Below are 25,522 nucleotides of genomic sequence, written 5' to 3' on the forward strand. Positions count from 1 at the left end.
AGACTGGCCGCGATGAGCGGAACGGTTCTGGTCCTCGGCGGGCGCAGCGAGATCGGCGTGGCACTGGCCCGGCGGCTGGTGGACGCGGGCGCGCGCACCGTCGTGCTCGCCGCCCGGCGCAGCGGTGACCTCGACGAGCAGGAGCGCGAGCTGCGGCAGGCGGGCGCGGACCACGTCGAACGGGTCGAGTTCGACGCCGACGACACCGGCAGGCACCGGGAAGTCCTCGACCAGATCACCGAGCGGCACGGCCCGATCGACGACGTGATCGTCTCGTTCGGCATCCTCGGCGATCAGCAGCGGGCCGAGACCGACGCCGAGCACGCGATGTCGATCGTGCACACCGACTACGTGGCGCACGTGACGGTGCTGACCCACCTGGCGACGCTGCTGCGGGCGCAGGGACGCGGGCGGATCGTGGTGTTCTCCTCGGTGGCCGGGGTCCGGGTGCGGCGGGCGAACTACGTGTACGGCTCGGCCAAGGCCGGCCTGGACGGATTCGCCAGCGGGCTCTCCGACGCTCTGGCGGGTACCGGTGTGCACCTGCTGGTGGTGCGGCCGGGGTTCGTGATCGGGCGGATGACCGAAGGAATGTCGCCCGCGCCGTTCTCCAGCACCCCGGATCAGGTCGCGGACTCGGCCGCGCGGGCGCTTCGCCGCGGCAGGAACGAGGTGTGGGTGCCGTTCGCGCTGCGGGTGCTCTTCGGCGTGCTGCGGTACGCGCCGCGGGCGGTGTGGCGCCGGATGCCGCGCTAGAAATCCCCGCACAGCCGCCGAAACCGCCAGTACTGGACGGATTCGGCGGTTCTCGCCACACTTGGGTGGCCAGGCCGCAGGCACGTCGGGCCGGGCCGGGCCAGAGCCGACAGGTGTGGGAAATGAAGGTGTCCTCATGACGACCGAACGCAACGTGCTCGGTGGCGAGCTGGAGCCCTGCGGCACCGATCCCCTCACCGGCTTCTACCGGGACGGATGTTGCTCCACCGGACCCGAGGACGTCGGCAGGCACACCGTCTGCGCGGTGGTGTCCACCGAATTCCTCGTGCAGCAGCAGGAAGCGGGCAACGACCTGGTCACGCCGCGCCCCGAGCACGGGTTCGCCGGCCTGCAACCGGGTGATCGCTGGTGCGTGTGCGCCGACCGCTGGCGGGAGGCGTACGAGGCGGGTGTGGCACCGCCGGTGCTGCTGGCCGCCACGCACGCCGACACCACCGAAGTCGTTCCGCTGAGCGCGCTGCGTGAGCATTCCGTGGACGTGCCCGCCGATCCGAGCGCGCTGATCTGAACTCGCCGGAGTCCCGGCACCGGGCGGGCACCGTTCTCGCCCGCGCTGCGCCGGGTGGCTGAGGTGGTCCGGGGGCGGTCGGAGTCGTTCCCGGCCGCAGTCGGCCGTGTTCCGGCGCCGTTCTCGCTCGGCGCGGCCGGTCGGTGATGTTCGCGACGCGCGCGTGCGGCGGGTTGGTTCGGCGCTCGCCGATCGGCAGACTGGTCCGGACGCACCGGAGGCGAGGAGGAGCGCGGATGCCAGCCGAACAGCCGTCCGGCGACCCCGTGCTCGGCCTCCCCCGCGCCCAGCCCGCCGAACGGGCCGATGCGGCGCGGAACCGCAAGCGGATCTTGGACGCGGCCCGGGACATCGTGCGCACCAGCGGCGTCGAAGGACTCTCCATGGAGGAGGTCGCGCACTCCGCCGGTGTCGGCGTTGGCACCGTCTACCGCCGGTTCGGCGACCGCGCCGGGCTGGCCTACGCGCTGCTCGACGAGCGGGAACGCGAGTTCCAGGAGTCCTTCCTGCGCGGCGCTCCGCCGCTCGGACCCGGCGCCGCGGCCGCCGAGCGCATCACCGCGTTCCTGCACGCACTGGTCGCCCGGGTCGAGGAGCAGTCGGCGCTGCTGCTGCTGGCCGAGCACAACACCCCGCACGCGCGGTACCTCAGCGGGGCTTACGCGGTGCATCACCGCCACCTCGCCGAGCTGCTGCGGCAGGCCAGGCCGGGCTCGGACGAGCACTACCTGGCGGACGCGCTGCTGGCCCCGCTCGGCGCCGGCATGGTGACCTACCAGCGGGAGATCGCCGGGATGCAGCCGGAACGGATCAAGGCAGGGCTGGCGGATCTGGTGCGCGCGCTGGTGGCATGACCGTCCATAGTGTCCTACGGCGTGGCTGTGCCGCACGGACGTGCGGATCCGCGGGGCCGCCCGGTCCAACCCCTGCGTGCTGCAACAGCTCAGCGGCACCTACGACGCGGGCAACTCCCTCGACGCGCTGTGGCTGGGTGGCAACATCGCGCTCGGCGCGGCGGGACTGCATCCCACGTTGGCCGCGTTCGGCGAACCCGGGCCGGACGAGGAGCTGAACCTGAGCCGCTGGGGGTGGCCGCGCTGCGGGCCAGGCGCTGCGCAGGGATCGGTTCGTGCGCGGAACCTAGCCCGCGTCGGCGAGGGTGTTCCAGAACATCAGCTCGAACTCCTGGAACAGGCGCGCCTGCTCGCGGGCGGTGGACTCGGTCAACTTCCCGGCGTCGAGCCCGGCCTGCACCGCCGCTTCGGCCTGCTCGGCGGCCCCGGCAGCGGGGTGCGCGAACAGGTCGAAGAACTCGCAGTCCTGTTCGGACAAGCCGTAGTGCGACCGCAGGCCGTGCGCGATCTCGGCGCAATACCCGCCCCACGCCGCGAAGTTCGACACGATGGCGACCGCCGCGTCGGCGGGCTCGGCGTGCAGCGCCAGCCACGACATGTACGCCGGGTACGCCTGGCAGCCCGCTGCGGGGCGGTAGGCAGCCACCTCGTCGTCGTCCCACCCGAGCGCGCGGGCGAGTTTCGGCAGCGCGTTGAGCGCGGCGCCTTCGCCCGCGGCGAGCCCGGCGAAGAACTCCCGGGTGGGCCGGTCGGTGGCGCGGGCCGACAGGGTCAGGAAGCTGCGCCAGTCGCACGGCACGATGCGGTGTTCCTCAGCGGCCAGCGCGGCAGGCACCGCACGCGGGGCGTTGCCGTGCCGGACCAGCGGGACCAGCCGGTTGCCGCCCTCACGCGGGGCGAGGTCCTGCTGCACCGAGTCCAACAGCGCACGAGCGGAGCCAGTCATGACCGCGATGATCGCACGCCGCGCACCGGCCGCTGATCAGAAAACCCTCAGTTCTCGTCGCCGAAGCGCAACGACACGTCCCGCAGCTGCACGCTGGCCAGCGGCCGCCTGCCCGCCAGCCAGGCCAGCGGGCCGCTCGCCTCGAACCGCCAGGACGCGGTGCACAGGCCCGCCGGGGACGACCCGTGGAAACCGCTGATCTTGAGCCGGCCGTCGAGGGTCTGCGCGAGCTGGTAGTCGAACGGCCAGTTCCCGGGCAGCTTCGCCAGCCGGGTGAACCCGGCCGAGGCGATGCCGTCCGCAGCGAACGACGCGACCCGCGATTCGCCGGCCTGCCCGGTCGCCGAACGCAGCCGGAACCGCGCCAGCTCCTTCGGGATGCCCCAGAGCTCGCGGCCGCCCTGCTTGGACGCGGCGCTGTCCACCCAGATCTTCGTGATGGTCACGTGCGGGCGGCCGTCGTGGCGCACCAGCACCGCCTCCAGCAGCTCGTTGTACTCCAGCACCGAACCCGGCCCGTAGACCAGCCACGCGGTGCCGACCAGCCCGGAACCGCCGAGCAGCGCAGGCTCGGTCCCGGCCGGGACATCCGGCAGCTCGAACGCGGGCACCGGCCACAGCGACATGTGCATGCTGGCGCGCATGTTCCACGGTTCGGGCGGATAGGTCATCGATGCCTCCAAGCTCTGGGCGTTCAGACGGGGGTGACCGGCAGGCGCAGTGCGCCCGGCGCGGCCTCCGGCACGACCGGGCGGCCGGGCGTGCTCGCGGGGACCTGCTGGTACGGCTCGCCGAGTTCCGGGCGGCGGTCCGGTTCGCCCTTGTTCGGCCACAGCGCCATCGCCCGCTCTGCCTGCGCGGTGATCGTCAGCGAGGGATTCACCCCGAGGTTGGCCGAGATCGTGGAGCCGTCCACGACGTGCAGCCCCGGATGGCCGTAGAGGCGATGGTACGGGTCCACGACACCCTGCTCGGCGTCCGCGCCGATCGCGCAGCCGCCGATGAAGTGCCCGGTGATGGGCACGTTGGCCAGATCGGCCCAGCTGCCCGCCGGTACGCCGCCGATGTCGCGCGCGACCGCGCGGGCCGCGTCGTGCCCGGCCGGGATCCAGGTGGGGTTCGGCTCACCGCCGCCCTGCTCGCTGGTGAGCCTTCGCCCGAACAGGCCGCGTTTGCTGCGCAGCGTCAGGGAGTTGTCCACCGCCTGCATCACCAGCAGGATGATCGCCTGCTGCGACCAGCGCCGCGGGTTGTGCAACGTGGGCAGGTCGCGCCAGTTGCGCAGCATGTGCCGCAATCCCAGCAGCAGGCGGTTGCGTCCCGGCTTCGGGTCCACCAGCGACGCCTCCAGCAGGGCGAGCAGGTTGCTGCCCTTGCCGTAGCGGACCGGTTCGATGTGCGTCGTCGAGTCCGGGTGCAGCGACGAGGTGATCGTGACTCCTTCGCTGAAGTCGCGTTCGGACCCTTTCGCGCGGGCGGCGAGGATCTGCTCGGAGTTGGTGCGGCTGAGCACGCCCAGCTTGGCCGAAATGCGCGGCAGCACGCCCTCGTCGCGCATCCGGTGCAGCAGCTTCTGGGTGCCCAGCGCGGAGGCGGAGAAGATCACCTGGTCTGCGGTGAAGGTCTTGCGGTGCTTGCGGAATCGGCCACCGGTGCGCACGGTGTCCACTGCGTACCCGCCGTCCGGCAGCGGCCGCACCGTCGTGGCCGTGGTCATCGGATGCACCGCGGCGCCCGCGTTCTCCGCCAGATGCAGGTAGTTCTTCGCCACGGTGTTCTTCGCGCCGTGCCTGCACCCGGTCATGCAAGCTCCACAGTGGATGCATCCGCTGCGGTCCGGTCCGGCGCCGCCGAAGAAGGGGTCGGCGGCGGTTTCCCCCGGCTCGCCGAAGAAAACCCCGACCTGGGAGGTGTGGTAGGTGTCGCCGATGCCGAGCTCCTCGCCGACCCGCCGCATGACCTCATCGGACGGTGTGTCGCGCGGGTTGCGGGTCACACCGAGCATCCGCTTGGCCTGGTCGTAGTAGGGCGCGAGTTCCTGCTCCCAGTCGGTGATCCCGGCCCACTGCGGGTGCCGGTAGAACTCCTTCGGCGGTTCGTACAGCGTGTTCGCGTACACCAGGGAACCGCCGCCCACTCCGGCGCCGCTGAGGATCAGCACGTCCTTGAGCAGGTTGAGCCGGAAGATGCCGTAGCAGCCCAGCGCGGGCAGGTACAGGTAGTCGCGGACCCGCCAGGAGGTCTTCGGGAAGTCCGCGTCGGAGAAGCGCTTGCCCGCTTCGAGCACCCCCACCCGGTAGCCCTTCTCGGTCAGCCGCAGCGCGGAAACCCCGCCGCCGAAACCGGATCCGATGACGAGCACGTCGTAGTCGGCCATGCGCAACCTCGCTGTCGTTTCACCACTGTGGACACACTCGGCGGGGGGTCAGGACTGCACGGCACCCGGGCTCAGGACCCGGTAGTCGTCCAGCGCCACCCGCCGGGTGCGGCGCCGGTACTCGGCCATCGAACCGGGCCAGTTCGTGCTGATCCGCCCGTCCGCACCGCGATACCAGCTCGAGCAGGTCGTCCACACGCTGTGCTGCAACCGTTCCTGGATCTCGCGGTCGAATTCTTCGGCCGCCTCGGCGCGCACCTCCAACGCCGCGCCGCTCCGGCGCACGATCTCCCGCACCGCGCGCACCACGTACCGCGCCTGACTTTCCAGCATGTGCACGATGGAACCGGATCCGAGGTTGGTGTTCGGGCCGTACATCAGGAACATGTTCGGGAATTGCGGCACCGACATCCCCAGGTAGGCGCGCGCGCCGTCGCCCCACTCCTCGCTCAGCAGCCGGTTTCCCTTGCCGCGCACCGTGATCGAGGAGAGGAAGTGCTGCGCGTCGAAGCCGGTGCCGAAGATCAGCACGTCGGCGTCGTGCTCGATGCCGTCCGCGGTCCGGATGCCGCTGGGCGTGACCCGCTCGATCGACTCGCGCTCCAACCGCACTCCGGGCCGGTTGAACGCCGGGTAGTAGTCGCTGGAGAACAGCACCCGCTTGCAACCGATGGCGTGGTCCGGGGTCATCCCCTCCGCCGTCTCGGCTTCAGCGAGCTGCGCTGCGCGGTGCCTGCGCGCCACGGCGGTGAACGCGCGGCCGATCGGCTGCGCGGTGGTCATCCCGCGCCCGGCGAACTCGAAGAACAACCACACTCCGAGCCTGCCCAGCAGTTGCGCACCCGGAACGCGGCGGAACGCGAATTCGTGCCGCGGCCGGTACGGACGGTCCGGGCGGGGCACCACGTGCGGTGCGGAGCGCTGGAAAACCGTCAGCTTCGCGGCGCGCTCGGCGATCTCGGGCACGAACTGGATCGCGCTCGCGCCGGTGCCGACCACCGCGACGTTCTTCCCGGCCAGCTCGCAGCCGTGGTCCCACCGCGCGGAGTGGAACGCCCGGCCCGCGAACTCCTCGCGGCCCGGCAGATCCGGCACCAGCGGCTCGCTGAGCTGGCCGACCGCGGGTACGAGCACGTCGGCCTGCACCTGCTCGCCGGACTCGGTCCGCAACCGCCACCGGCACTGCTGCTCGTCGTAGTGCGCGGCCACGATCGCGGTGCTGAGCCGCAGGTGGTCGGTGAGCCCGTAGTGCTCGACGCACCGGCGCAGGTACCGCAAGATCTCCGGCTGCCGGGCGAACCGGAACCGCCAGCGCGGTTCCCGCGCGTGCGAGAACGAATACAGGTGCGACGGCACGTCGCAGGCGGCTCCCGGATAGGTGTTGTCCCGCCACACACCGCCGACGCGAGCGGCCCGCTCGTAGATGGTGAACGAGGTGTACCCGGCGCGGCGCAGTTCGGCCGCCACCGCGATACCGGCGAAACCACTGCCGATGATGGCAACATGCGGCGGGCGGATCGGTGCCATCGCGGACTCCTGGGGCTCGTGCGCTGCAGTTCGGAGATCACGCTAAGCCGCAGCCGCCCGCACCGGTCTGACCCCGGCGGTCAGATCGTTGACATCTTCGGACACCGGACTCATCGGGCACTGGCCTCACCGGCACCGAGCGCACCGGGGCACCGGGCTCAGGCCAGCGCGCGGCGCACCAGCTTTCCGGTGGTGTTGCGCGGAACCGACTTCACCAGCACGACCTCGCGCGGGACCTTGTGCCGGGCCAGCCGGCGGCGGACGAACTCGACGATCTCCTGCGGTTCCAGCTCGGCGCCCGGGATCGGCACCACGAAAGCCCGCAGCCGCTGACCGAATTCCGCGTCCTCGGCGCCGATGACCGCGACGTCCTTGACCGCTTGGTGGGTCGCGATGAGGTTCTCCACCTCGGCGGGGAACACGTTCTCCGCGCCGGAGATGATCATGTCGTCGGCCCGCCCGTCGACGAACAGCAGCCCGTCACCGTCGAAGTGCCCCACGTCCCCGGTGTCGATCAGCCCGTCGATGCGCCCGCGACCGACCCCGGCGGTGGTGTAGCCGGTGAAGGCGAGCTGGCCACCTGCGAAGATCCGGCCGGCGGTGTGCGGTCGGGTGATGCGCCGGTTGTGCTCGTCGTAGAGCCGCACCGCACACCCGCGCGGGGACCGGCCGACCGTGCCGGGCGCCGCCGCCAGCTCCCGCGGGGTCGCGACCGCGGCGACCGCGGCCTCGGTCGAGCCGTACAGGTTGTAGAGCACGTCGCCGAGCACCGCACTGGCCCGCTGTGCCAAGGCGGGTGCCAGCACCGAGCCGGAGACCACGACCGAACGCACCGAGGACAGCAGCTCCCGCAGGAACCGCTCGTCCAGCTCCAGCAGCCGGTGCAGCATCGTCGGCACCAGGACCACGCAGGTGCAGCCGTTCTCGTGCACCGCCCGGGCGAGCTGCCCGGGATCGAACCTCCGGTGCACCACGACGGTGCTGCCCAACCCGAACGCGACCGTCAGCTGGGAGAAACCGATCGCGTGCGACAGCGGTGCGGCCAGGAAGGTCCGCTCGTGCGCCCGCAGCGGGATCCGGTCCAGGAAGTCCGCGGCGGCCAGCGCGGAGCGGACCTGGCGGCGCGCGCCCTTCGGGCGGCCGGTGGTGCCGCTGGTGAGCAGCACGACGCTGCCCGGGCGATCCGGTTCCGGCAGCGGCGCGCCGTCGTCGGCCTCCGCCACCAGGTCCGCCAGGCTCGGTCCCGCACCGCGCGGCTGCGGCGCCTGCCAGGCCACGAAGCACGGCAGCCGCAACCGCGCCTCCTGCACCAGCGGGTGGAATTCACCGTCGAGCACCAGCGCTGCCGCGTCCTCGCGGGCGAGCACGTCGGCCAGCTGCGGGGCGGCGAACCCGGTGTTGACGAGCACGACGTGCACGCCGATCCGGCCGCAGGCCAGTTGTGCCAGCACCAGCCACCGGTGGTCGCGGCACAGCACGGCGATCGTGTGGCCGGGCTCGAATCCCCGTTCCAGCAGTGCGAGGGCCAATGCGCGCGAGGCGCGGTCCAGTTCGGCATAGGTCAGCGTGCCGTGTTCGTCCACCAGTGCGGCGGCGTTCGGGCGGGTGCGCAGCGCGTGCCGCAGCGCGCCGACCAGTGGGCCGTGGTCGCGCACGTCGGCGAGCCCGCGCAGCGCGGTGGCGGGCGCAGTGGCTGAGGCCATCCCCGCGCGCGTGAGCACTTGGAACCCGCGCAGGTTCTGCACGGCTCGGCGCACCGAGCCCGATCTGCCTTCGTGGTCGTCCCGCGCCATGGTGCCCCTCCGAACGTTTACAACGGGAAATGTAAACAAAACCTTCTACCGACCCGGCTTCGAGCACGTCAAGACAGCCGGTCCGGCCGCGCGATTCGTTGTCATGCGGGTGATAAAAAACCGGCTGACCATGAACGATTCGGCAACGACGTCCACTTTGGAGTTCGGTTCCGCCGGGTCCGCGACACCACTCGCGCCGACCACTGTGGACCGGCGACTAACCATTGTAATGATTTTCAGCGTCTGTTAAGTTGCTCCGCGAGGATCGCCACCGCCCACCGGAGGTCGACGTGATCATCGACGCGCACACCCACGTGTGGCCGGACGCGATCGCGGAGAAGGCGCTCGGCGCGAACGCGCTGCCCGGCCTGCGCGCGCTGCGCGACGGCAAAGCGGGCACGCTGGCCGCGGACATGCGCGCGAACGGCATCGACCACAGCGTGGCGCTCGGCGTGGCCGGCGCGGCCAAGCACGTCGACCGCACCAACGAGTTCGTGTCCTCGCTCGACCGCGACCGGTTCACCCCGTTCGGCACCGTGCACGTGGATCAGTCCGTGGAAGCGAACCTGGCCAGCCTGCGCAGGCACGGCATCCACGGGGTCAAGGTGCACCCGCTGTTCCAGGGCTTCGGCCTGGAGGACCCGCGGTTGTGGGAGCTGCTCGAGGCGTTCGGCTCCGAGTTCCCGGTGATCACGCACGTGGGCGCGGGCGGCAGCGGCGCGGTGAACTCGCTGAGCACTCCGAAGATGCTGCGCAAGATCGTGCGCACGTTCCCGCGGCTGCGGCTGGTCGCCTGCCACTTCGGCGGCTACCACATGCTGGAAGAGGCCCGGGAGGAATTGCGGGACCTGCCGATCGTGCTGGAGACGAGCTGGCCGCCGGGGCTGGCCACGGTGCACCCGGGCACCGTGCGCGAGATCATCGGCAGGCACGGCGCGGAACGGGTCGTGTTCGGCTCCGACTGGCCGATGGCCGATCCGGCCGCGGAAATCGCCGCCATCGGAGCGCTCGGCCTGGGCGACGAGACCGAAGCGGCGCTGCTCGGCGGCAACCTCTCCCGAGTGCTGCGGCTGCCCGTTTGAGCAGCCGCCTCGGGGGTGCGTCACCGGGCCGGCAACGGCGGCGCCAGGACACCCGCTTCGAGGCGTCCGAGGTCGCACCGCCCCTGCCGCGGAACCGCCTCCGAGCTCACCGCCAGTCCACGACCTCGTTCATGAGCTGCGGTTCCTTCTTCGCGACCATCTTGGCGTACTCGCTCATGTGCTCGCGCATGAGTTCTTCGGCGCGGTCGCCGTCGCCGTCCACGATCGCGTCGGCGATCTGCCCGTGCACCTTCTTCACCTCCGCGCGGCGGCGGCTGACGAACAGCACGCCGGAAACCCGCTCGGTGAAGATGTCCTTGAGCGCGCGGGCGAAGATGTTCAGCAGGCCGTTGCCGGACATGGACAGCACCTTGGCGTGGAAGGCGCTGCTGGCGCGCAACCACTCGGCGGAGTCCTCCGCGTCGAAGCCCTCCTGCACGATGGTGCGCAGCTGCTCGTTGTCCTCCGGATCGCGCCGCTCGGCGGCCAGCCGAGCGACCAGCGGTTCGACGATCAGCCGGGCCTCCACCAGCTCGCTGAACCGGATTCCCATCACCTGGAAGAACAGCGTGCACATCCGGCCGAACTCGCGACTGTCCACATCGGCCACCACGGGACCGCCGCCGGGGCCGGGCTTCATCCGCACCAGGCCGTGGGTCTCCAGGACGCGCAGCGCCTCCCGCAGCGAGGCGCGGGCCACCTGGTAGCGGCCGAGCATCGCGCTCTCGGATTCCAAGGTGGAGCCGGACGGCAGCTCGCGCTTGGCGATGTCCCGCACGATCTCCCGCGCGATGATCGCCGACACCTTCTCGCCGCGCCGTTCCCAAGCGGCCCCGGACACAGGTTCATTCATAATAGTTGTCATGGTAGTGGCCGCGTTGTGGCCGGTCGCGCCAGGGCACGCGGAAAGTCGCACATATTTTCCGCAAGCGCTCCGGTTGCGCGGAGCAACCGTGGTGGCTGCTGCCTGTTGTGCTCGATGTGGCGATCACCGCCGTGCTCATCGGGCTCTACCCGTGCTTCTCCGCCGGTCCGATGGCTGCGGAGCGGCTTCGCGTGGCGTGCACAACAGCGCCGCCATGCCCAGCGCGGCGGGCAGTACGAACAGGTAGAAGTCACCGCGCAGCCCGAAACCCGCGGTGATCGCGAAGGCACCGAGCATCGGTCCGAGGATCGCGCCCACCCGGCCGACCGACAGGATCCCGCCGAGCGCACCTGCGCGGACCCCGGCCGGGAAGCGTTGCGCGATGTAGCCGTTGAGCACGATCTGCGCGCCGTTCGAGCCGACCCCGGCCAGCGCCACCGCCAGGTACAGCACCACCGTCGGCGGGTTCGTGCTCAGGATCAGCAGTGCCAGCACCGCTACGCCGAACGCCGCGATCACCACGATCCGGGCGCCGAGCCGATCAGCCACAGTGGACAGCACCAACGCGCCGGCCACGGCGCCGACGCTCAGCGCCACGAGGAACTGCAAGGAGGAACCGAGCGGATAACCCGCCGAGCGCATGATCTCCGGAAGCCACGTGTTGAGGCCGTAGACGACCACCTGCCCGAGGAAGCTCGCCGCAGCGAACGCGGCGACCAGCCGCGGATACGGGCGCCGCAACAGAATTCGGAAGCGCTCACGCCCGGCAGCGGTGGCGGCTGCGGGCTCCGGCACCGCGATTCCGTACTGCGCGGCGACCCGCTCGGCTTCCGCTCGCCTGCCCCGCGCCGCGAGGAAGTCCACCGACTCCGGCAACCACCGCCACGCCACCGGCACGACCAGCACCAGCGGCAACGCGCCGATCGCGAGCAGGGGGCGGAAACCGTGCCCGGCGACCAGCACCAGGCCGAGCACCGCCGCCAGCACCGCACCGACCGAGTAGCCGGAGTTCATCAGCGCGTTGACCAGATTCCGTCGCCGCGGCGGGGCGAATTCGACGGTGAGCGCGATCGCGGTGGGAATCACGCCGCCGAGGCCGATGCCGCCGAGGAACCGGAACAGCCCGAACAACTCCGGGGTCGGCGCCACCGCGCACGCGCCCATCGACAGCGAGAACCAGGTGACGCTGGCCAGCATCAGCTTGCGGCGGCCGAGCAGGTCGGTGGTCACACCGACCAGCAACGCGCCCAGCAGCATCCCGATCAGCGAGTAGCTCGCGATGGCCCCGACCGCGGTGGCGTCCAGGCCCCACGGCTCGTAGCGCAGCAGGCTCGGCACGACAGTGCCGTAGACGATGAGGTCGTAGCCGTCGCACACGATCGTCACGAAGCAGATCGCCGCGACCACGCCACCGCGCCGTTGCGGTAAGCCGTCCACTTTCGACTCCTTCGCGGGACTCGTCCTGACCCGATCGGTGCGGTCCGCAACGGCTCGGGGCGGTTTCACAAGCGGCGTAAGCCGCTTGCGGTGCGGGACTCAGGCGGACCACCGGCGGGTTCTCAGGCGTCTTCTGGCGAGGACAGCGCCGACGCCGCGTAGGGAGCTACGTCTCCGAGGCGATCCCGGAGCCAGAAGACGCCTGAGGTTCCGCTACCCGACCCACTACGCAAACCGTTTTAAGGCACCATTTAGTAGATCTTGCCGATGTCCTTGGTCAGTTGCTTCGCGAGGGAATCGAGGATCACTTCGGTGGAGCCTTCGTAGATCCGCATCGGTCTCGCCTCCCGGTAGAGCCGTTCCATCGTGGACCCGCGCACCAGGCCGAACCGGCCCATGGTCTGCAGCGAGCGGTCCACGATCCGCGCGCACGCCTCCGTCGCGCCGACTTTGGCCATCGAGGACAGGTGCAGGTTCGCCAGCGGATCGCGGGCGGCGCCCGCCGCAGCGCGGTAAGTCAGCGAGCGCGCCATCTCCAGGTCGGTCCACGAAGTCGCCAGCGACTCCGGAACCGACCCGAGCCGGGCGAGGGACACGCCGAACTGCTCGCGCCCGGTCGCGTGCCGCACGGCCTCCTCCAGCGCGGCCCGCGCGGTGCCCACCGCGGCTCCGGCGACCGAGACGCGGAACGTGGCCAGCGTCGCCAGCATCAGCTTGAACCCGCGGCCGCGCTCGCCGAGCCGGTTGGCCGCCGGGACCCGCACGTCGTCGAGCACGACGTCGCCGAGCACGTGCGGCGCGATGATCTGATGCGGCTTCTCCGTGGACACGCCCGCCGCGTCCGCGGGCACCAGCACCAGCGAGTAGTCCTCGCCTTCCTTGCCCAGCACGCAGTAGTGGTCGGCGTCCCCGGCGTTGGTGATGAACGACTTGTGCCCGCGCAGCACCAGCTCACCGTTGCGCTCGGTGATCGTGGTGCTGATCGCGCGCAGGTCCGATCCGACGTCCGGCTCGGTCAGCGCGAGCGCGGCGATCACCTCGAGCGCGGCGACCTTCGGCAGCCAGGTCCGGCGCACCTCGTCCTGCCCGCCCGCGCTGATCGCGTAGCTGCCGATCCCTTGCATGCCCAGCATCGAGTCCAGGTGCGCGCTCTCGGCGGCGAACGCCTCGCGGACGACGGTCACCGCAAGCGAGTCGACCTGCTCGTAGCGCCCGCCGTACTCGGCCGGGACCACGATCGAGGCGAGCCCGCTGTCCGCGAGGCGCTTGCGCATCTCCGGGTCGATGTCGTCGGATTCGTCGGCGCGGGCGGCGATGTCGCGCACCGATGCCGCGAACTCGCGCGCCTCGGCTTGCAGTTCCCGGTGCCTGCGGGGGAGCTCGAAGACCCCGTGCTGCTCGTCGGTCACCGCCGCGCTCCTCTCCCTTGAGGCATATTGATGATTACCATAACAATGAATACTGACCGCTGGAAGATGCCGCGCCCCGCCGGGGCGCTCTAGGAGGTGCCGCGTGTCGGGTGAACCGCACCGTTTCGACCCGCAGACCGCGTTCGACCTGACCGGGAAGGTCGCCCTGGTCACCGGTGGCAGCCGCGGGCTGGGCAGGCGGATGGCCGAGGGGCTCGCGGCCGCAGGCGCCGACGTCGTCATCGCCAGCCGCAGCCGGGAATCCTGCGAGCAGGCCGCCGCCGAGATCGAGCAGGCCACCGGGCGCACCGCGCTGCCCGCGCCCGCGCACGTCGGCCGCTGGGACGAGCTGGAGTCCCTTGTGGACACCGCCTACGAACACTTCGGGCACGTCGACGTGCTGGTGAACAACGCGGGGATGTCGCCGCTCTACGACGACCTGAACTCGGTCAGCGAGGAACTGTTCGACAAGGTTCTCGGGGTGAACCTGAAAGCCCCGTTCCGGTTGGCCACGCTGGTGGGCACCCGGATGGCCGCCGGGTCCGGGGGCAGCATCATCAACATCAGCAGTGCCGGAGCGGTGCACCCGCGGCCGGGCATCCTGCCGTACGCCGCGGCCAAGGCGGGGCTCAACGCCATCACCACCGGGTTCGCGCACGCCTTCGGCCCATCGGTGCGCTGCAACGCCATCATGGCGGGGACGTTCCACACCGATGTGAGCTCGTCCTGGGACCCGGAAGCGTTCGCGCGCCGCGCCGAGGGGTTCGCGCTGCGCCGAGGCGGGGACCCGGACGAGATCGTTGGCACGGCGCTGTACCTGGCCGGTGCGGCGTCCAGCTACACGACCGGGTCGGTGATCACAGTGGACGGTGGGCAGCCGTGAGGCGGTGATCGGCCGCGGGCCGCCGGAATTCCCGGCGGCCGGCCGGATCATCGCGCTCCGGAAGCGATCACGCCCCGGCCGCCGAGTTCGTCCAATTCGGACTCCGCCAGCCCGAGCCGCTCCCCCAGCATCGCGCCGGTGTGCTCGCCGATGCGCGGCACACCGTCGTAAACCGGACCGTCGTAGCCCGCCAGGTGCAGGATCGGCCCGGGCATCAGGGAACCGGCCAGTTCGTCCCGCCCGGTGATGCCCACCAGCGTCCGCTGCAGGAAGTGCGGGTCGGCGACGATGTCGGCCGCATCGTTGACCGGGGCGTTGACCACCTCGTGCTCCTCCAGCAGCGCCAGCGCCTTCGCTCGCGGCAGCGAACCGACCCAGTCCCGGACCCGTTGCTGGACCTCGTCGTTGTTGGCCAGCCGCGCCGCGTTGGTGGCGAAATGCGGGTGCTCGATCAACTCCGGGCAGCCCATCGCGCTGAACAACCGCTCCGCGATCGCCTGGTTCGACGCGGCGATCGAGAGGTACTTCCCGTCGGCGGCCTCGTAGATCCCGCGCGGCGATGCGGCTCCGGTGCCGTTGCCGATCCGGCCCTGGATCTCGCCGAGTCCGGTGTACTTCAGCAGCATGTCCCCGATGATGAACATCAGCGGTTCGTACAGCGCCACGTCCACCACTTCGCCCTGGCCGGTGCGTTCCCGCCGGTACAGCGCCATCGCGGTGCCCATCGCGGCGGCGATGCCCGCGATGGAGTCCGCGAAGCCGAACGGCGGGGAGGTCGGCGGCAACTGCGGCCAGCCGTTGATCTGGGCGAAGCCGCTGGCGGTCTCGGCCACGGTGCCGAAGCCGGGTTGCGACTTGTACGGGCCGGTCTGGCCGAAACCGGAAACCCGGGTCAGCACCAGAGCTGGGTTGTCCGCGGCCAGCCGTTCGTAACCCAGACCCCACTTCTCCAACCGTTCCGGGCGGAACGACTCGACGACCACATCGGACTGCGCGGCCAGCCTGCGCACCAGCGCGCGGCCCTCCGGGTCGCGCAGATCCACGCCGACGGAGCGCTTTCCCGCGTTGAGCCGGGCGAAACCCAGCGACAGGCCGTCCTTCTGCGGCACCCACTGCCGGGCGTAGTCCCCGGTGACCGGGTCCTCGACCTTGACCACGTCGGCGCCGAAGTCGCGCAGCATCCGGCCCGCGGTGGGCGCGGCGTACATCGTGCCGAGCTCCAGCACCCGCACGCCCGCCAGCGGTCCCGCACCGGATGCACCCGCAGACCCGGAGGTGTCGGCCGAGGCCGATGTCGTCCCTGCCATGATCGCCTCCTCGGCGGCCTAAAGCCGCCACTGGATGTGCCGGGGTTCCAGGTATTCCCGGATTCCCCATTCGCCGAGTTCGCGGCCGACGCCGGAGCGGCCCGACCCGCCGAACGGGGCGTCGGGGCGCATCCCGCCGCCGCCGTTGATCCACACCGTGCCCGCGCGCAGCCGCTCGGCAACGTGGCGCCCCTCGTCGAGGTCGGCGGCCCACACGTTGGCGGCCAGCCCGTAGGCGGTGTCGTTCGCCAACCGGACCGCTTCCTCGGTGTCCCGGAACGGCACGACGACCGCGACCGGGCCGAAGATCTCCTCCTGCACGGCGCGGGCGTCGTGCCCCAGCTCGCCGAGCAGCACCGGGTTCACGAAGTAACCCTTGTCCGGCAACGGTTTTTCCACCGACAGCAGCTTCTTGCCACCGGCCTCGACCGCGTCGTCGACGTAGCCGCGCACCCGGTCCCGGTGGTCCGGCCGGATCATCGGCCCGATGTTGGTCTCCCGGTCCCACGGGTCGCCGACGACCATCTGCTCGAAGGCGTCCGCGCTGGCCGCCAGGAACCGGTCGTAGAGATCCTCGTGCACCAGCAGCCTCGCCAGCGCCGCGCAGCCCTGACCGCCGTTGCGCGACCAGCGCAGGTGCATGTCGGTGGCGAACGACTCGACCTCGGTGCCCGGCAGCACGATGCTGGCGGATTTGCCGCCGAGTTCGAGGGTGACGCCGTTGAGGTTGCGGGCCGCCTGCTCCATGATCTTCGAGCCGACCGCGTCCGAACCGGTGAACGAGACCTTGTCCACCCCGCGGTGCGCGGAAAGCCGTTGTCCCGCTTCGGTTCCGCCGACGACGGTGTTGAGCACGCCCGCGGGCAGCTCGGCTTCGCGGACGAGGTCGCCGAACAGCAACGTGGTCAGCGGAGTCCGCGGCGACGGCAGCAGCACGACGGTGCACCCGGCGGCCAGCGCGGCCCCGAACTTGTAGATCGCCAGGTTCAGCGGGTAGTTGTAGCCCGTGATGGCGGCGACCACGCCGACCGGGAAGTGCGTCACGTCGCTTTCGGTCGGCACCGGCTGGTCGAACCCGCCGAGGTGCACCGTGCGGTCCTTCTTGGCCGCCTCGGCCTGCCACCGCAGGTGCGAGATCCCGAGGGCTACCTGCATCCCTTCGGCCAGCGACACCGGAGTGCCGACCTCGTTCACGATCGAGGCGAGCAATTCGTCCCGGTGTGCTTCGAAAACGTCCGCCAGCCGGTGCATGGCTGCGCTGCGCTGCACACCGGTCAGCGACGACCAGGGGCCGAACGCTTCGCGCGCGGCCGCCACCGCTTGGTCCACCTGCTCCGGTGCGGCGCCGCCCACGGTCGCCAGCACGTCCTCGGTGGCCGGATTGCGGACTTCCCAGCTCTCACCGGCAGGCTGCACGGGCTTGTTGGCGATGGTGAGCGTGCGTACTTGCGGGACGAAATCGCGCAATGGGCGGGAATCGGTGTTCGTCGTGGTCATCGCGCACCTTCTTCGGCTCCGTCGGCGGGCGGTTCTCCTTGCGGTGCCGCGGAATCGTCCGCGGGCTTCTTGGCCATCATGCCGACGCGGGTGCATTCGCAGATCAGCACGTCGTCCTGGTTGTAGCCGCGGTGCTCGAACCAGACGATGCCGGAATCATCGCGGCTGCGGGATTCCCGCTTGTCCAGGATGGTCGTCTCGGCGCGCAGCGTGTCCCCGTGGAAGACCGGGTGCGGGAACTTCACCTTGTCGTAGCCGAGGTTCCCGAGCGTGGTGCCCATGGTCAGCTCCGGCACGTGGAACGAACCGATCAGCGCGAGGGTGAACAGGCTGTTGAGCACGCGGCCGCCGTGCACGCTGCGCTTGGCGAACTCCTCGTCCAAGTGCAGCGGCTGCAGGTTCATCGTCAGCGAGGTGAACATGACGTTGTCCATCTCGGTGATGGTGCGGGTGAACGGGTGGCGGAAGTTCGCGCCGATCTCGAACTCCTCGAAGTACAGTCCGCGCACTGCCTCACTCCTCCCCGCGCCGCAGCGCTTGCCGACCGGTGCCCGCAAGCAGCGATTCCGCACGCCAAAGCCAGTCCACCGCTTTGTCGTAATGCGCCTTGTCGATGTGCACGCCGCGGTAGCGCAGGGCGCCCGCGCCGTCCGCGGCGGCCTGCTCGTAGGCGGCGACGAGCCCGCGGTAGAACTCGATGTCCTGTTCGGACGGTGTGAACACCTCGTGCAGCGGCGCGACGTGACTCGGATGGATCGCGATCATTCCGCGGAATCCGAGTTGCCTTCCGCGGCGCGCGAACTCGCGAAGCCCGTCCAGATCGGACAGCGCTTCCCAGAGCCCGGTCAACGCGTGAATTCCGGCCTCCCGACAGGCGAGCAGCACGCGGGAGCGCAGGTACAGCGTCTCGAGCCCTTCCGGGGTCCACTCGTAACCGACGGCGTTGGCGATGTCCGCGTGCTCGGCGGTCGGGCCGATCATCGCGCCCACCCGCGGGGACGCGGTCGCGATGTCCAGGCAGGAGTGGATGGCGCGGACCGTCTCCACCGGCACGATGTACTCCAGGTCCGCCACGCCGTTGCGGACCTCGAAGTGGTCGACGAGCGCGTCGTAGCGCAGCACGTCGATGGCCGCCTCGATCTTCGGGGCGAACACGCCGGTCAACCCGGGCACCACGACTTCTTCGAGGTCTCCGCCGGTCAACTTCGTCTCCAGCGGGTTGACCCGGACGAACAGCCCGATCTCGACGCCCTCGCCGCGCAGCCGCTTGATGGACTCCGCCGCGGCGCGGCGGGCCCCGGCCTTCTCCGCCGCGGGCACCGAATCCTCCAGGTCCAGCACCACCGCGTCGGCGCCGCTGGCCACGGCTTTGTCCACCCAGGACGGACGGTGAGCGGGCACGAACAGCACGGAACGGTACGGCCGCATCAGTAGCTCCTGGGCAGGCCGAGCACGTGCTCGGCGGTGTAGTTGAGCACCATTTCCTGGCTGATCGGGGCGATCCGCATCAGTCGCGCCTCCCGGAAGTAGCGTTCGATGTGGTACTCCTTGCTGTAGCCGTAGCCGCCGTGCGCGCTCAACGCCGCGTCCGCGGCTTGGAAGCTCGCCTCGGCCGCCAAGTACTTCGCCGCGTTGGCCTCGCGGCCCGCGGTGTGCCCGTTGTCCAGCAACCACGCGGCTTTCTGACAGGTCAGATCCGCGGCGTCGAGCCGCATCAACGCTTCCGCCAGCGGGAACGCGATCCCCTGGTTCCGGCCGATCGGACGGCCGAAGACCTCGCGCTGCGTTGCGTATCCGGTGGCACGGCGCAGCGCGGCGCGGCCGATGCCGAGCGCGGCGTTCGCGGAGATCACCCGTTCCGCGTTGAGCCCGGCCAGGATGGCGCGGAAGCCCTTGCCGACCTCGCCGACCACGTCCTCGTCCGGGACGAACAACTCGTCGATGAACAACTCGTTGGTGTCCACGGCATTGCGGCCCAGCTTGGGGATCTTGCGCACGGTGACGTTGTTGCGGTCCATCGGCGCGAAGAACAGCGTGAGGCCGTCGGTCTTCTTCGCCACCTCGCCGCGCGGCGTCGTGCGGGCCAGCAGGATCAGCCGCTCGGCCTCCTGCGCCTTGGTGATCCAGACCTTCTTGCCGGACACCGACCATCCGCCGTCCACTTTGGTCGCGAACGTGCTGAGGTTGGTGGTGTCGGTACCGGCGTCCGGCTCGGTGACCGCGAACGACACGTGCAGGTCACCTTCGGCCAGCCGCGGCAGGAACCGCTGCTTGAGCTGCTCGTCGCCGTGACGGATGATCGGCTCGAAGCCGAACACGCCGATGTGCACGGCGCTGCAACCGTTCATCCCCGCACCGGAGGCGGCGATCTCCTGTTCCACGATCGCCGCCTCGGTGACGCCCAGCCCACCGCCGCCGTACTCGGTGGGCACCGTCAGCCCGAGCCAGCCGCCCTTGACCACGGCTTCGTAGAATTCCCACGGGAATTCCTGGCTCTGGTCGTGCTCCATCCAGTAGTCGTCGGAGAATTTCGCGCACAACGCGCGAACCGCCGATCGGATGTCGTCGTGCACCTCGTCGGTGTTGAAGTCCATCGTGGTCTCCTGATCAGCGAGCCGGTGCGCCGGACCGGTCGAAGGCGTCGGCCGTGATCCCGTCCTCGCGCAGCACCGCTTTGCGGACCTTCTCGGAAGGCGTCTTGGGCAGCGCGTCGAGCACCCGCACGAATCGGGGTATGACGAAGGGAGGGAGCTTGCCGTCGCACCACTGGAGCACTTCCGCGGGATCCACCGGCTCGGACGCGACGATCGCGGCCAGCACCTCGTCCTCACCGGCTTCCACGTCCGCGGGCACACCGATGACCGCGCATTCCGCGACCGCGGGATGGCTCAAGATGGCCTGCTCCACCTCGTAGGAGCTGATGTTCTCGCCGCGGCGGCGCAGCGCGTCCTTGTAGCGGTCGACGAAGTAGTACCAGCCCTGCTCGTCGCGCTTGAGCGCATCACCGGTGTGGAACCAGAGGTTGCGCCACGCTTCCAGCGTCTTCTCCGGCATCCCGTAGTAGCCCATGCTGCACGTCCACGGCCGGACCGGCCGCACCACCAGTTCGCCGACCTCGCCGACCGGCACTTCGCGATCGGTCTCCGGATCCACCAGGCGGATGTCGAACCAGCCCTTGGCCTGCAACCCGGCCGCACCCGGTGGCCGATCCACGCCGTAGGGCGACAGTATCGGTGCGCCGGTCTCGGTCAGCCCGAAAGCATCCACAAAGGACTCGACACCGTAGCGCCGCTTGAACTGCTCGACGATGGTGCTCGCGGTCGGTGCGGCGTAGACCGCGCGCAGCGGGTTGTCCAGGTCGTCCGGCCGCTCGGGCTGCTTCCAGGCGAAGTCCATCATCACACCGACGAAGTTCGTCACCGTGGCCCCGGACTCGCGGATGTGGTCGATCCACTTGCTGGCGCTGAACTTCGGCCGGACCGCCGCGGTCGCGCCCGCCACCAGCGCCGGATACACCGCCATGAATTGGGCGTTGCCGTGGAACAGCGGCGTGGTCGTCAGGTACGTGTCCACATTGGTCAGCTGCGTGAGGTTCACGACCTCCTGGGCGAAGAAGTACAGGTGCGAGTGCGGCATCGCCACGCCCTTGGACGGGCCGGTGGTGCCGGAGGTGAAGAAGATCGCGCCGAGGTCCTGCGCCTTCGGCGTCGGCAGGTCCAGCACCGGGCCTTCCTCCAAGGCTTCCCACTGCTCGGCCTGCCATCCGTGGGAACGCAGCAGCTGCACGGCCTCGGACCCGCGCCCGGTGTCGATGACCCAGAACTTCTCCACTCCACGCGCATGTTCGGCGACGGCCACCCAGCGTTCGGCGAAGACGTCGTCGATCACCGCCCAGCGGGCACCGACCGTGACGACCTGGTGGCGCAGGAACTCGCCCTCGTAGGAGGTGTTGATCGGGACCTCGGCCATCCCGGCCAGTGCGGTACCGAACCAGGTGCGCACGAACCGGGACGAGTTGAACGCCATGATGATGACCCGGTCGCCGTACTGCCCGCCTTCGGTGACCAGCGCGCCCGCGATCCGCTCCGCCGAACCGAGCATCTCGGCGTATGTCCACTGCAGACCTTCCTCGGGCGTCTTCAGCAACGTCGCATCCGGCTGCGAAGCCGCGTAGTGCCGCAGGACGTGGTTCAGCGTCCAGTTCTCCGGCTCCTCGAAGGTGAACGAGGTGTTCTCGTAGTACCGGGTCATCAGGCCTCCCCGGCTTGCGCGGATGAGTCCGCCTGCGCGGGGATGTCGTTGCGCGGCTGGATACCGACCAGGGAGGGCAGCACTTCCCGCCCGAACAGGTCGATCGAGGCGATCGTCTCGTCCGCGTCCATCGTCGGCCACTGCGGACGGATCAGCAGCGGGTCGACCGGCAGCGTGGTCACCAGCTCGGTCAGCTCCGAGACGACGTCCTCCGGCGACCCGACCACGGCGTGGTTGGAAACGGCTTCGGCGAACGCGTTCTCCAAGTCGCTGCCGGACATCACGTCCAAGCCCTTGTTGGCGTAGGTGATGTAGCGGCCCTGCGCCACCCGCGAGTACTCGGCGAGCGCGTTCTGCTTGGTGTCGGCGACCAAGGTGTTGCGCCGCAGCGGCTGCGGCCCGAATTCCTTGCCCCGCGCGGCGAAACCGTCGCGCACGGCTCGGAACCGCTCGATCACCTGCGGAACCGGCGTTTCCGGCGGGCACACGTAGGCGTCACCGTACCGCCCGGCGCGCCGGGTGCCCGCCATGCTGTGCGCGCCGATCCACAATGGAGGATGCGGCTTCTGCACCGGATGCAGGTGCGGTGCAACGGAATCCAGCTGCCAGTGGTCGCCCTCGAAAGTCACCTCGTCCTCGGTCCAGAGCCGCTTCATCAGCCGCAACGACTCGTCGAACCGCGAAGCGCGCTGCTTGAACGGCACACCGAGGTAGTCGAACTCCTCGGCCCGGTAACCGAGCCCGGCGCCGAAGACCAATCGCCCCTCGGTCACCACGTCCAGCGTCGCGATCTCCTCGGCGAGCAGCACCGGGTGGTACAGCGGCGCGATCATGATCTGGGTGACCAGCTTGACGTCCTGCGAGACCTCCGCCGCCAGCCGGGCGAGCAGCGGAACCGGTTGCAGCCAGCGCAGATCCCCGTACAGGAAGTGCTGCCCGATGGCGATGTGGGTGAATCCGTTGCGCTGCGCGGCTTCCACGATCCGCAGCACGTCCTTGAACTGCTTGGCCGGCGTCACCGATTTCGGCACGTCGCTGAGCAGCAGACCGACCTGCACCATGTTCGATCCTTCCTGGTCGTCACTTCGCGGTGAGGCCGCCGTCGACGGGAACGGTCACGCCGGTGACGTAGCTGGCGTCGTCGCTGGCCAGGAACGCCACCACGGACGCGATCTCCTCGGGCTGCGCCCCGCGGCCGAGCGGGATGCCGCCGACGAAGTTCTTCGTCAGCTCCGAAACGTCCGCACCGGGCTCGCGCCCGAAGAACTGCGAGAGCATCGGCGTGTGCACGGTTCCCGGGCACACCACGTTGGCCCTGATCCCATCCGGAGCGCCGAGGAGCGCCAGCGATCTGCAGAACGGCACCAGCGCGCCCTTGGTCAGCGAGTAGATCGGGCTGAACGGCGAGCCGACCAGCGCCGAGGTGGACGAGGTCATCGTGATCGACCCGTGCCCGCCCGCGTTGCGCAGCAGGTCCAGCCCGAGAGTGCAGGTGTAGTAGGCGCTCTTGACGTTCACGTCGATGTTCTTTTCCCACTCGTCGGCATCCACTTCGGTGCCGCTGGGACCGGGCATCCCCACCTGCGCGTGCAGCGCGTGCAGCACGCCGTGCTCGGACTCGATGCGCGCGAACAGCGCTTTGAGGCTTTCGGTGTCGGTGGCGTCGACCTGCACCGCGGTCGCTTGGCCGCCCTCGTCCGCGATCTCCTTGGCGACCTCCTCGGCCGCCTGCTGCCCGAGGTCGGCGACGTAGACGTGCGCCCCTTCGGAACCGAGCCGGTGCGAGATCGCGCGGCCCATGCCCGATCCCCCTCCGACGACGGCGGCGATGCGGTCCTCGAAACGGCGTGTCATGCGGTTTCCTCCCGGGAGAGCGGGCGCCGCGGCGGTGTGGCCGCGGCACGACGGGTCGAACCGTTTGTAATAATCATAATCATAGTATCGGCCCGAACTGGGTCAAGAGCGCGCGCTTGGGATGTACGCTGATATTCATCATCATGATTGGAGGGCGTATGCGCCGTGCCGTCATCGTCGATGCCGTCCGCTCCCCCATGGGCAAGGGCAAGAAGACCGGAACGCTCGCCGAGACGCACCCGGTGGACCTGCTGGCCGCCGTGCTCGCCCGGCTCACCGAACGCACCGAGCTCGACCCGGGCCTGATCGACGACGTGCTGGTGGGCTGCGTCGGGCAGAACGGCGAGCAGTCCGCCACCCCCGGCCGCCAAGCGCTGCTCGCCGCGGGCTGGCCCGAGCACGTCCCCGCGGTCACCGTCGAGCGCAAGTGCGGTTCCGGCCAGCAGGCCGTGGATTTCGCGGTGCAGGGCGTGCAGGCCGGGGCCTACGACATCGCGGTGGCCGCCGGGGTGGAGTCGATGAGCCGGGTGCCGATCGGCTCGGCACGCGGCGACGCGGACCCGTTCGGCCCTGCGGTGCGGGAGCGCTACCCGGATCTGGTGCCACAGGGCATCTCCGCGGAACTGGTCGCCGAGAAGTGGAAGCTCACCCGCGCCGAACTGGACGACTACTCCGCGCGCTCGCACGAACGCGCCGCGCGCGCTCGCGCGCAGGGCTGGTTCGACGACGAGGTCGCCCCGGTCGCCGGGCTCACCGCGGACGAGACGATCCGCGAGGGAACCACCGCCGAACGCCTCGCCGGGCTCAAGCCCGCGTTCGCCGAGAAGCACCACGCGCGGAACCTGGACTGGAAGATCACCGCGGGCAACTCCTCGCAGATCACCGACGGTGCCGCCGCGCTGCTGGTGATGTCCGAGGACCGCGCCGCCGAGCTGGGCCTGCGCCCGCGCGCGGTGGTGGCGGCATCGGCCGTGGTCGGCGACGACCCGCGGATGATGCTCACCGGGCCGATCCCGGCGACGAGGAAAGTCCTCGCCCGCAGCGGCATTCCGCTCGCCGACATCGCCGCGTTCGAGGTCAACGAGGCGTTCGCGCCCGTGCCGCTGGCGTTCCAGCGCGAACTCGGCGTGGCCGACGCGGCGCTGAACCCGGTGGGCGGCGCGATCGCGCTCGGGCACCCGCTCGGCGCGTCCGGGACGCGCCTGATGAGCACGCTGATCAACCACCTGGAACGCACCGGCGCGCGCTACGGGCTGCAGACGATGTGCGAAGCCGGCGGCATGGCCAACGCGACGATCCTGGAAAACCCCGCGGCCTGAGCGCGGAACCGACGAACTCGGCGATGCGGCCGGGGGAGCAGGAGAACGATGAACCTCGACGGTGGCAGCGCAGTGGTGACCGGCGGTGCGTCCGGGCTCGGGCTGGCCAGCGCCAAGCGGCTGCTCGACCGGGGCGTGCCGGTGGTGCTGGTGGACCTGCCGAGCTCCGCGGGCGAGCAGGTGGCGGCCGAGCTCGGTGGCAAGGCGAGCTTCGCCCCGGCCGACGTGGCCGATCCGGAGGCGGTCGACGCGGCGATGGACCTCGCCGAGCAGCAAGGCCCGATCCGCGCGCTGGTGCACTGCGCGGGCCGCGGCGGCACGGTCCGCGTGGTGGAACGCGACGGCGAACCGGGCTCGCTGGAGCAGTACGAGTCGATCGTGCGCACCAACCTGACCGGCAGCTTCAACGTGCTGCGGCTGGCGTCGGCCCGGATGGCGCGCAACGAGCCGGTCGACGGTGAGCGCGGAGTCTGCGTGCTCACCGCCTCGGTCGCGGCGTGGGAAGGCCAGATCGGGCAGATCCCCTACGCCTCGGCGAAATCCGGGGTGGTCGGCATGACGCTGGTAGCCGCCCGCGACCTGGCGCGCAAGCTGGTGCGGGTGTGCTCGATCGCGCCGGGCACGTTCGACACGCCGATCCTGTCCCGGTTCTCCGACGAGATCCGCGACGGGCTCGCCTCCCGCACGCCGCACCCGTCGCGGCTGGGGCGCCCGGACGAGTTCGCCGCGCTCGCCGAGCAGATCATCGGCAACCCGATGCTCAACGGCGAGACGATCCGGCTGGACGGGGCGATCCGGATGCCCCCGAAGTGACCGGCGCCGGCCCCCTGCGCGGG

At 70.4% G+C, this 25,522-nt stretch carries 23 protein-coding genes; 7 read left to right on the top strand and 16 right to left on the bottom strand.

Annotation, left to right across the window (positions count from 1 at the left end):
- Positions 1-12 precede the first annotated feature (12 nt).
- From dprE2 to INP57_RS08085, 3 genes are all read left to right on the top strand, one after another.
- On the top strand, positions 13-756 hold the full coding sequence (gene dprE2 / locus INP57_RS08075) for a decaprenylphospho-beta-D-erythro-pentofuranosid-2-ulose 2-reductase (RefSeq protein ID WP_200069479.1): 744 nt from the start codon (positions 13-15) through the stop codon (positions 754-756).
- A gap of 136 nt (positions 757-892) precedes the next feature.
- The gene (locus tag INP57_RS08080; protein ID WP_200069480.1) at positions 893-1,285 is read left to right on the top strand and encodes a DUF2237 family protein; all 393 of its coding nucleotides are present in this window, start codon (positions 893-895) and stop codon (positions 1,283-1,285) included.
- 236 nt (positions 1,286-1,521) lie between these two features.
- Positions 1,522-2,139, top strand: coding sequence for a TetR/AcrR family transcriptional regulator (locus INP57_RS08085; RefSeq protein ID WP_200069481.1), 618 nt, complete (start codon positions 1,522-1,524; stop codon positions 2,137-2,139).
- Between the two features lie 286 nt (positions 2,140-2,425).
- Here INP57_RS08085 and INP57_RS08090 read toward each other — a convergent pair whose 3' ends face one another.
- The 5 genes from INP57_RS08090 to INP57_RS08110 all read right to left on the bottom strand — a co-directional run bounded on the left by INP57_RS08090 (position 2,426) and on the right by INP57_RS08110 (position 8,782).
- Complete coding sequence (locus INP57_RS08090) at positions 2,426-3,085, bottom strand: thiaminase II/PqqC family protein (RefSeq protein ID WP_200069482.1); 660 nt, start codon at positions 3,083-3,085, stop codon at positions 2,426-2,428.
- 47 nt (positions 3,086-3,132) lie between these two features.
- Complete coding sequence (locus INP57_RS08095; RefSeq protein ID WP_200069483.1) at positions 3,133-3,756, bottom strand: acetoacetate decarboxylase family protein; 624 nt, start codon at positions 3,754-3,756, stop codon at positions 3,133-3,135.
- Between the two features lie 23 nt (positions 3,757-3,779).
- Positions 3,780-5,462: a GMC family oxidoreductase N-terminal domain-containing protein gene (locus tag INP57_RS08100; protein WP_200069484.1), complete on the bottom strand. Its 1,683-nt coding sequence runs from the start codon at positions 5,460-5,462 to the stop codon at positions 3,780-3,782.
- Between the two features lie 48 nt (positions 5,463-5,510).
- Positions 5,511-6,989, bottom strand: a complete 1,479-nt coding sequence (locus tag INP57_RS08105) for a flavin-containing monooxygenase (protein ID WP_200069485.1) — start codon at positions 6,987-6,989, stop codon at positions 5,511-5,513.
- Between the two features lie 158 nt (positions 6,990-7,147).
- Positions 7,148-8,782 (bottom strand): AMP-binding protein, encoded by a 1,635-nt coding sequence (locus tag INP57_RS08110; RefSeq protein ID WP_200069486.1) that lies wholly within the window; start codon positions 8,780-8,782, stop codon positions 7,148-7,150.
- 251 nt (positions 8,783-9,033) lie between these two features.
- Between INP57_RS08110 and INP57_RS08115 the strand changes: the two genes are divergently transcribed.
- Positions 9,034-9,864 (top strand): amidohydrolase family protein, encoded by an 831-nt coding sequence (locus tag INP57_RS08115; RefSeq protein WP_233627176.1) that lies wholly within the window; start codon positions 9,034-9,036, stop codon positions 9,862-9,864.
- Between the two features lie 106 nt (positions 9,865-9,970).
- Here INP57_RS08115 and INP57_RS08120 read toward each other — a convergent pair whose 3' ends face one another.
- The 3 genes from INP57_RS08120 to INP57_RS08130 all read right to left on the bottom strand — a co-directional run bounded on the left by INP57_RS08120 (position 9,971) and on the right by INP57_RS08130 (position 13,575).
- Positions 9,971-10,717 carry a FadR/GntR family transcriptional regulator gene (locus INP57_RS08120; RefSeq protein WP_200069487.1) on the bottom strand — a complete coding sequence of 249 codons (747 nt, stop codon included), beginning with the start codon at positions 10,715-10,717 and terminating at the stop codon, positions 9,971-9,973.
- A 147-nt stretch (positions 10,718-10,864) separates the two neighbouring features.
- Positions 10,865-12,166 (bottom strand): MFS transporter, encoded by a 1,302-nt coding sequence (locus INP57_RS30275; protein ID WP_200069488.1) that lies wholly within the window; start codon positions 12,164-12,166, stop codon positions 10,865-10,867.
- Between the two features lie 251 nt (positions 12,167-12,417).
- A complete protein-coding gene (locus INP57_RS08130; RefSeq protein ID WP_200069946.1) occupies positions 12,418-13,575 on the bottom strand; it encodes an acyl-CoA dehydrogenase family protein in 1,158 nt (385 codons plus the stop codon).
- A 103-nt stretch (positions 13,576-13,678) separates the two neighbouring features.
- On the opposite strand from INP57_RS08130, the gene INP57_RS08135 reads away from it, so the two are divergent.
- The gene (locus tag INP57_RS08135; RefSeq protein ID WP_200069489.1) at positions 13,679-14,458 is read left to right on the top strand and encodes an SDR family NAD(P)-dependent oxidoreductase; all 780 of its coding nucleotides are present in this window, start codon (positions 13,679-13,681) and stop codon (positions 14,456-14,458) included.
- Between the two features lie 47 nt (positions 14,459-14,505).
- Here INP57_RS08135 and INP57_RS08140 read toward each other — a convergent pair whose 3' ends face one another.
- The 8 genes from INP57_RS08140 to INP57_RS08175 are packed head-to-tail and all read right to left on the bottom strand — an operon-like array spanning position 14,506 to position 23,367.
- A complete protein-coding gene (locus tag INP57_RS08140) occupies positions 14,506-15,765 on the bottom strand; it encodes a CaiB/BaiF CoA transferase family protein (RefSeq protein WP_200069490.1) in 1,260 nt (419 codons plus the stop codon).
- Positions 15,766-15,783: 18 nt separating this feature from the next.
- The gene (locus tag INP57_RS08145) at positions 15,784-17,262 is read right to left on the bottom strand and encodes an aldehyde dehydrogenase family protein (protein ID WP_200069491.1); all 1,479 of its coding nucleotides are present in this window, start codon (positions 17,260-17,262) and stop codon (positions 15,784-15,786) included.
- Positions 17,259-17,771, bottom strand: coding sequence for a MaoC family dehydratase (locus tag INP57_RS08150; protein ID WP_200069492.1), 513 nt, complete (start codon positions 17,769-17,771; stop codon positions 17,259-17,261). The genes INP57_RS08145 and INP57_RS08150 overlap by 4 nt, the downstream gene beginning before the upstream one ends.
- A gap of 4 nt (positions 17,772-17,775) precedes the next feature.
- Positions 17,776-18,690, bottom strand: a complete 915-nt coding sequence (locus tag INP57_RS08155) for an HpcH/HpaI aldolase/citrate lyase family protein (RefSeq protein WP_200069493.1) — start codon at positions 18,688-18,690, stop codon at positions 17,776-17,778.
- On the bottom strand, positions 18,690-19,856 hold the full coding sequence (locus INP57_RS08160) for an acyl-CoA dehydrogenase family protein (protein WP_200069494.1): 1,167 nt from the start codon (positions 19,854-19,856) through the stop codon (positions 18,690-18,692). Before INP57_RS08160 ends, INP57_RS08155 begins: the two co-directional genes overlap by 1 nt.
- Before the next feature lie 13 nt (positions 19,857-19,869).
- Positions 19,870-21,513, bottom strand: a complete 1,644-nt coding sequence (locus INP57_RS08165; RefSeq protein ID WP_200069495.1) for an ATP-dependent acyl-CoA ligase — start codon at positions 21,511-21,513, stop codon at positions 19,870-19,872.
- Positions 21,513-22,574, bottom strand: coding sequence for an LLM class flavin-dependent oxidoreductase (locus INP57_RS08170; protein WP_200069496.1), 1,062 nt, complete (start codon positions 22,572-22,574; stop codon positions 21,513-21,515). Before INP57_RS08170 ends, INP57_RS08165 begins: the two co-directional genes overlap by 1 nt.
- A gap of 19 nt (positions 22,575-22,593) precedes the next feature.
- The gene (locus INP57_RS08175; RefSeq protein ID WP_200069497.1) at positions 22,594-23,367 is read right to left on the bottom strand and encodes an SDR family NAD(P)-dependent oxidoreductase; all 774 of its coding nucleotides are present in this window, start codon (positions 23,365-23,367) and stop codon (positions 22,594-22,596) included.
- 158 nt (positions 23,368-23,525) lie between these two features.
- On the opposite strand from INP57_RS08175, the gene INP57_RS08180 reads away from it, so the two are divergent.
- The gene (locus tag INP57_RS08180) at positions 23,526-24,686 is read left to right on the top strand and encodes a thiolase family protein (protein WP_200069498.1); all 1,161 of its coding nucleotides are present in this window, start codon (positions 23,526-23,528) and stop codon (positions 24,684-24,686) included.
- A 48-nt stretch (positions 24,687-24,734) separates the two neighbouring features.
- Entirely contained in the window at positions 24,735-25,499 is a 765-nt protein-coding gene (locus INP57_RS08185; protein WP_200069499.1) for an SDR family NAD(P)-dependent oxidoreductase, read from the top strand.
- Positions 25,500-25,522 lie beyond the last annotated feature (23 nt).

The organism is Saccharopolyspora galaxeae (assembly GCF_016526145.1).
GTDB lineage: Bacteria > Actinomycetota > Actinomycetes > Mycobacteriales > Pseudonocardiaceae > Saccharopolyspora_C > Saccharopolyspora_C galaxeae.

Coding starts and splice junctions, on each gene's coding strand:
- INP57_RS08140 (WP_200069490.1), bottom strand. CDS start 15,765: ATGGCAGGGACGACATCGGCCTCGGCCGACACCTCCGGGTCTGCGGGT.
- INP57_RS08155 (WP_200069493.1), bottom strand. CDS start 18,690: ATGCGGCCGTACCGTTCCGTGCTGTTCGTGCCCGCTCACCGTCCGTCC.
- dprE2 (WP_200069479.1), top strand. CDS start 13: ATGAGCGGAACGGTTCTGGTCCTCGGCGGGCGCAGCGAGATCGGCGTG.
- INP57_RS08170 (WP_200069496.1), bottom strand. CDS start 22,574: ATGGTGCAGGTCGGTCTGCTGCTCAGCGACGTGCCGAAATCGGTGACG.
- INP57_RS08120 (WP_200069487.1), bottom strand. CDS start 10,717: ATGAATGAACCTGTGTCCGGGGCCGCTTGGGAACGGCGCGGCGAGAAG.
- INP57_RS08095 (WP_200069483.1), bottom strand. CDS start 3,756: ATGACCTATCCGCCCGAACCGTGGAACATGCGCGCCAGCATGCACATG.
- INP57_RS08185 (WP_200069499.1), top strand. CDS start 24,735: ATGAACCTCGACGGTGGCAGCGCAGTGGTGACCGGCGGTGCGTCCGGG.
- INP57_RS08180 (WP_200069498.1), top strand. CDS start 23,526: ATGCGCCGTGCCGTCATCGTCGATGCCGTCCGCTCCCCCATGGGCAAG.
- INP57_RS08085 (WP_200069481.1), top strand. CDS start 1,522: ATGCCAGCCGAACAGCCGTCCGGCGACCCCGTGCTCGGCCTCCCCCGC.
- INP57_RS08145 (WP_200069491.1), bottom strand. CDS start 17,262: ATGACCACGACGAACACCGATTCCCGCCCATTGCGCGATTTCGTCCCG.
- INP57_RS08080 (WP_200069480.1), top strand. CDS start 893: ATGACGACCGAACGCAACGTGCTCGGTGGCGAGCTGGAGCCCTGCGGC.
- INP57_RS08160 (WP_200069494.1), bottom strand. CDS start 19,856: ATGGACTTCAACACCGACGAGGTGCACGACGACATCCGATCGGCGGTT.
- INP57_RS08110 (WP_200069486.1), bottom strand. CDS start 8,782: ATGGCGCGGGACGACCACGAAGGCAGATCGGGCTCGGTGCGCCGAGCC.
- INP57_RS08165 (WP_200069495.1), bottom strand. CDS start 21,513: ATGACCCGGTACTACGAGAACACCTCGTTCACCTTCGAGGAGCCGGAG.
- INP57_RS08105 (WP_200069485.1), bottom strand. CDS start 6,989: ATGGCACCGATCCGCCCGCCGCATGTTGCCATCATCGGCAGTGGTTTC.
- INP57_RS08100 (WP_200069484.1), bottom strand. CDS start 5,462: ATGGCCGACTACGACGTGCTCGTCATCGGATCCGGTTTCGGCGGCGGG.
- INP57_RS08175 (WP_200069497.1), bottom strand. CDS start 23,367: ATGACACGCCGTTTCGAGGACCGCATCGCCGCCGTCGTCGGAGGGGGA.
- INP57_RS08090 (WP_200069482.1), bottom strand. CDS start 3,085: ATGACTGGCTCCGCTCGTGCGCTGTTGGACTCGGTGCAGCAGGACCTC.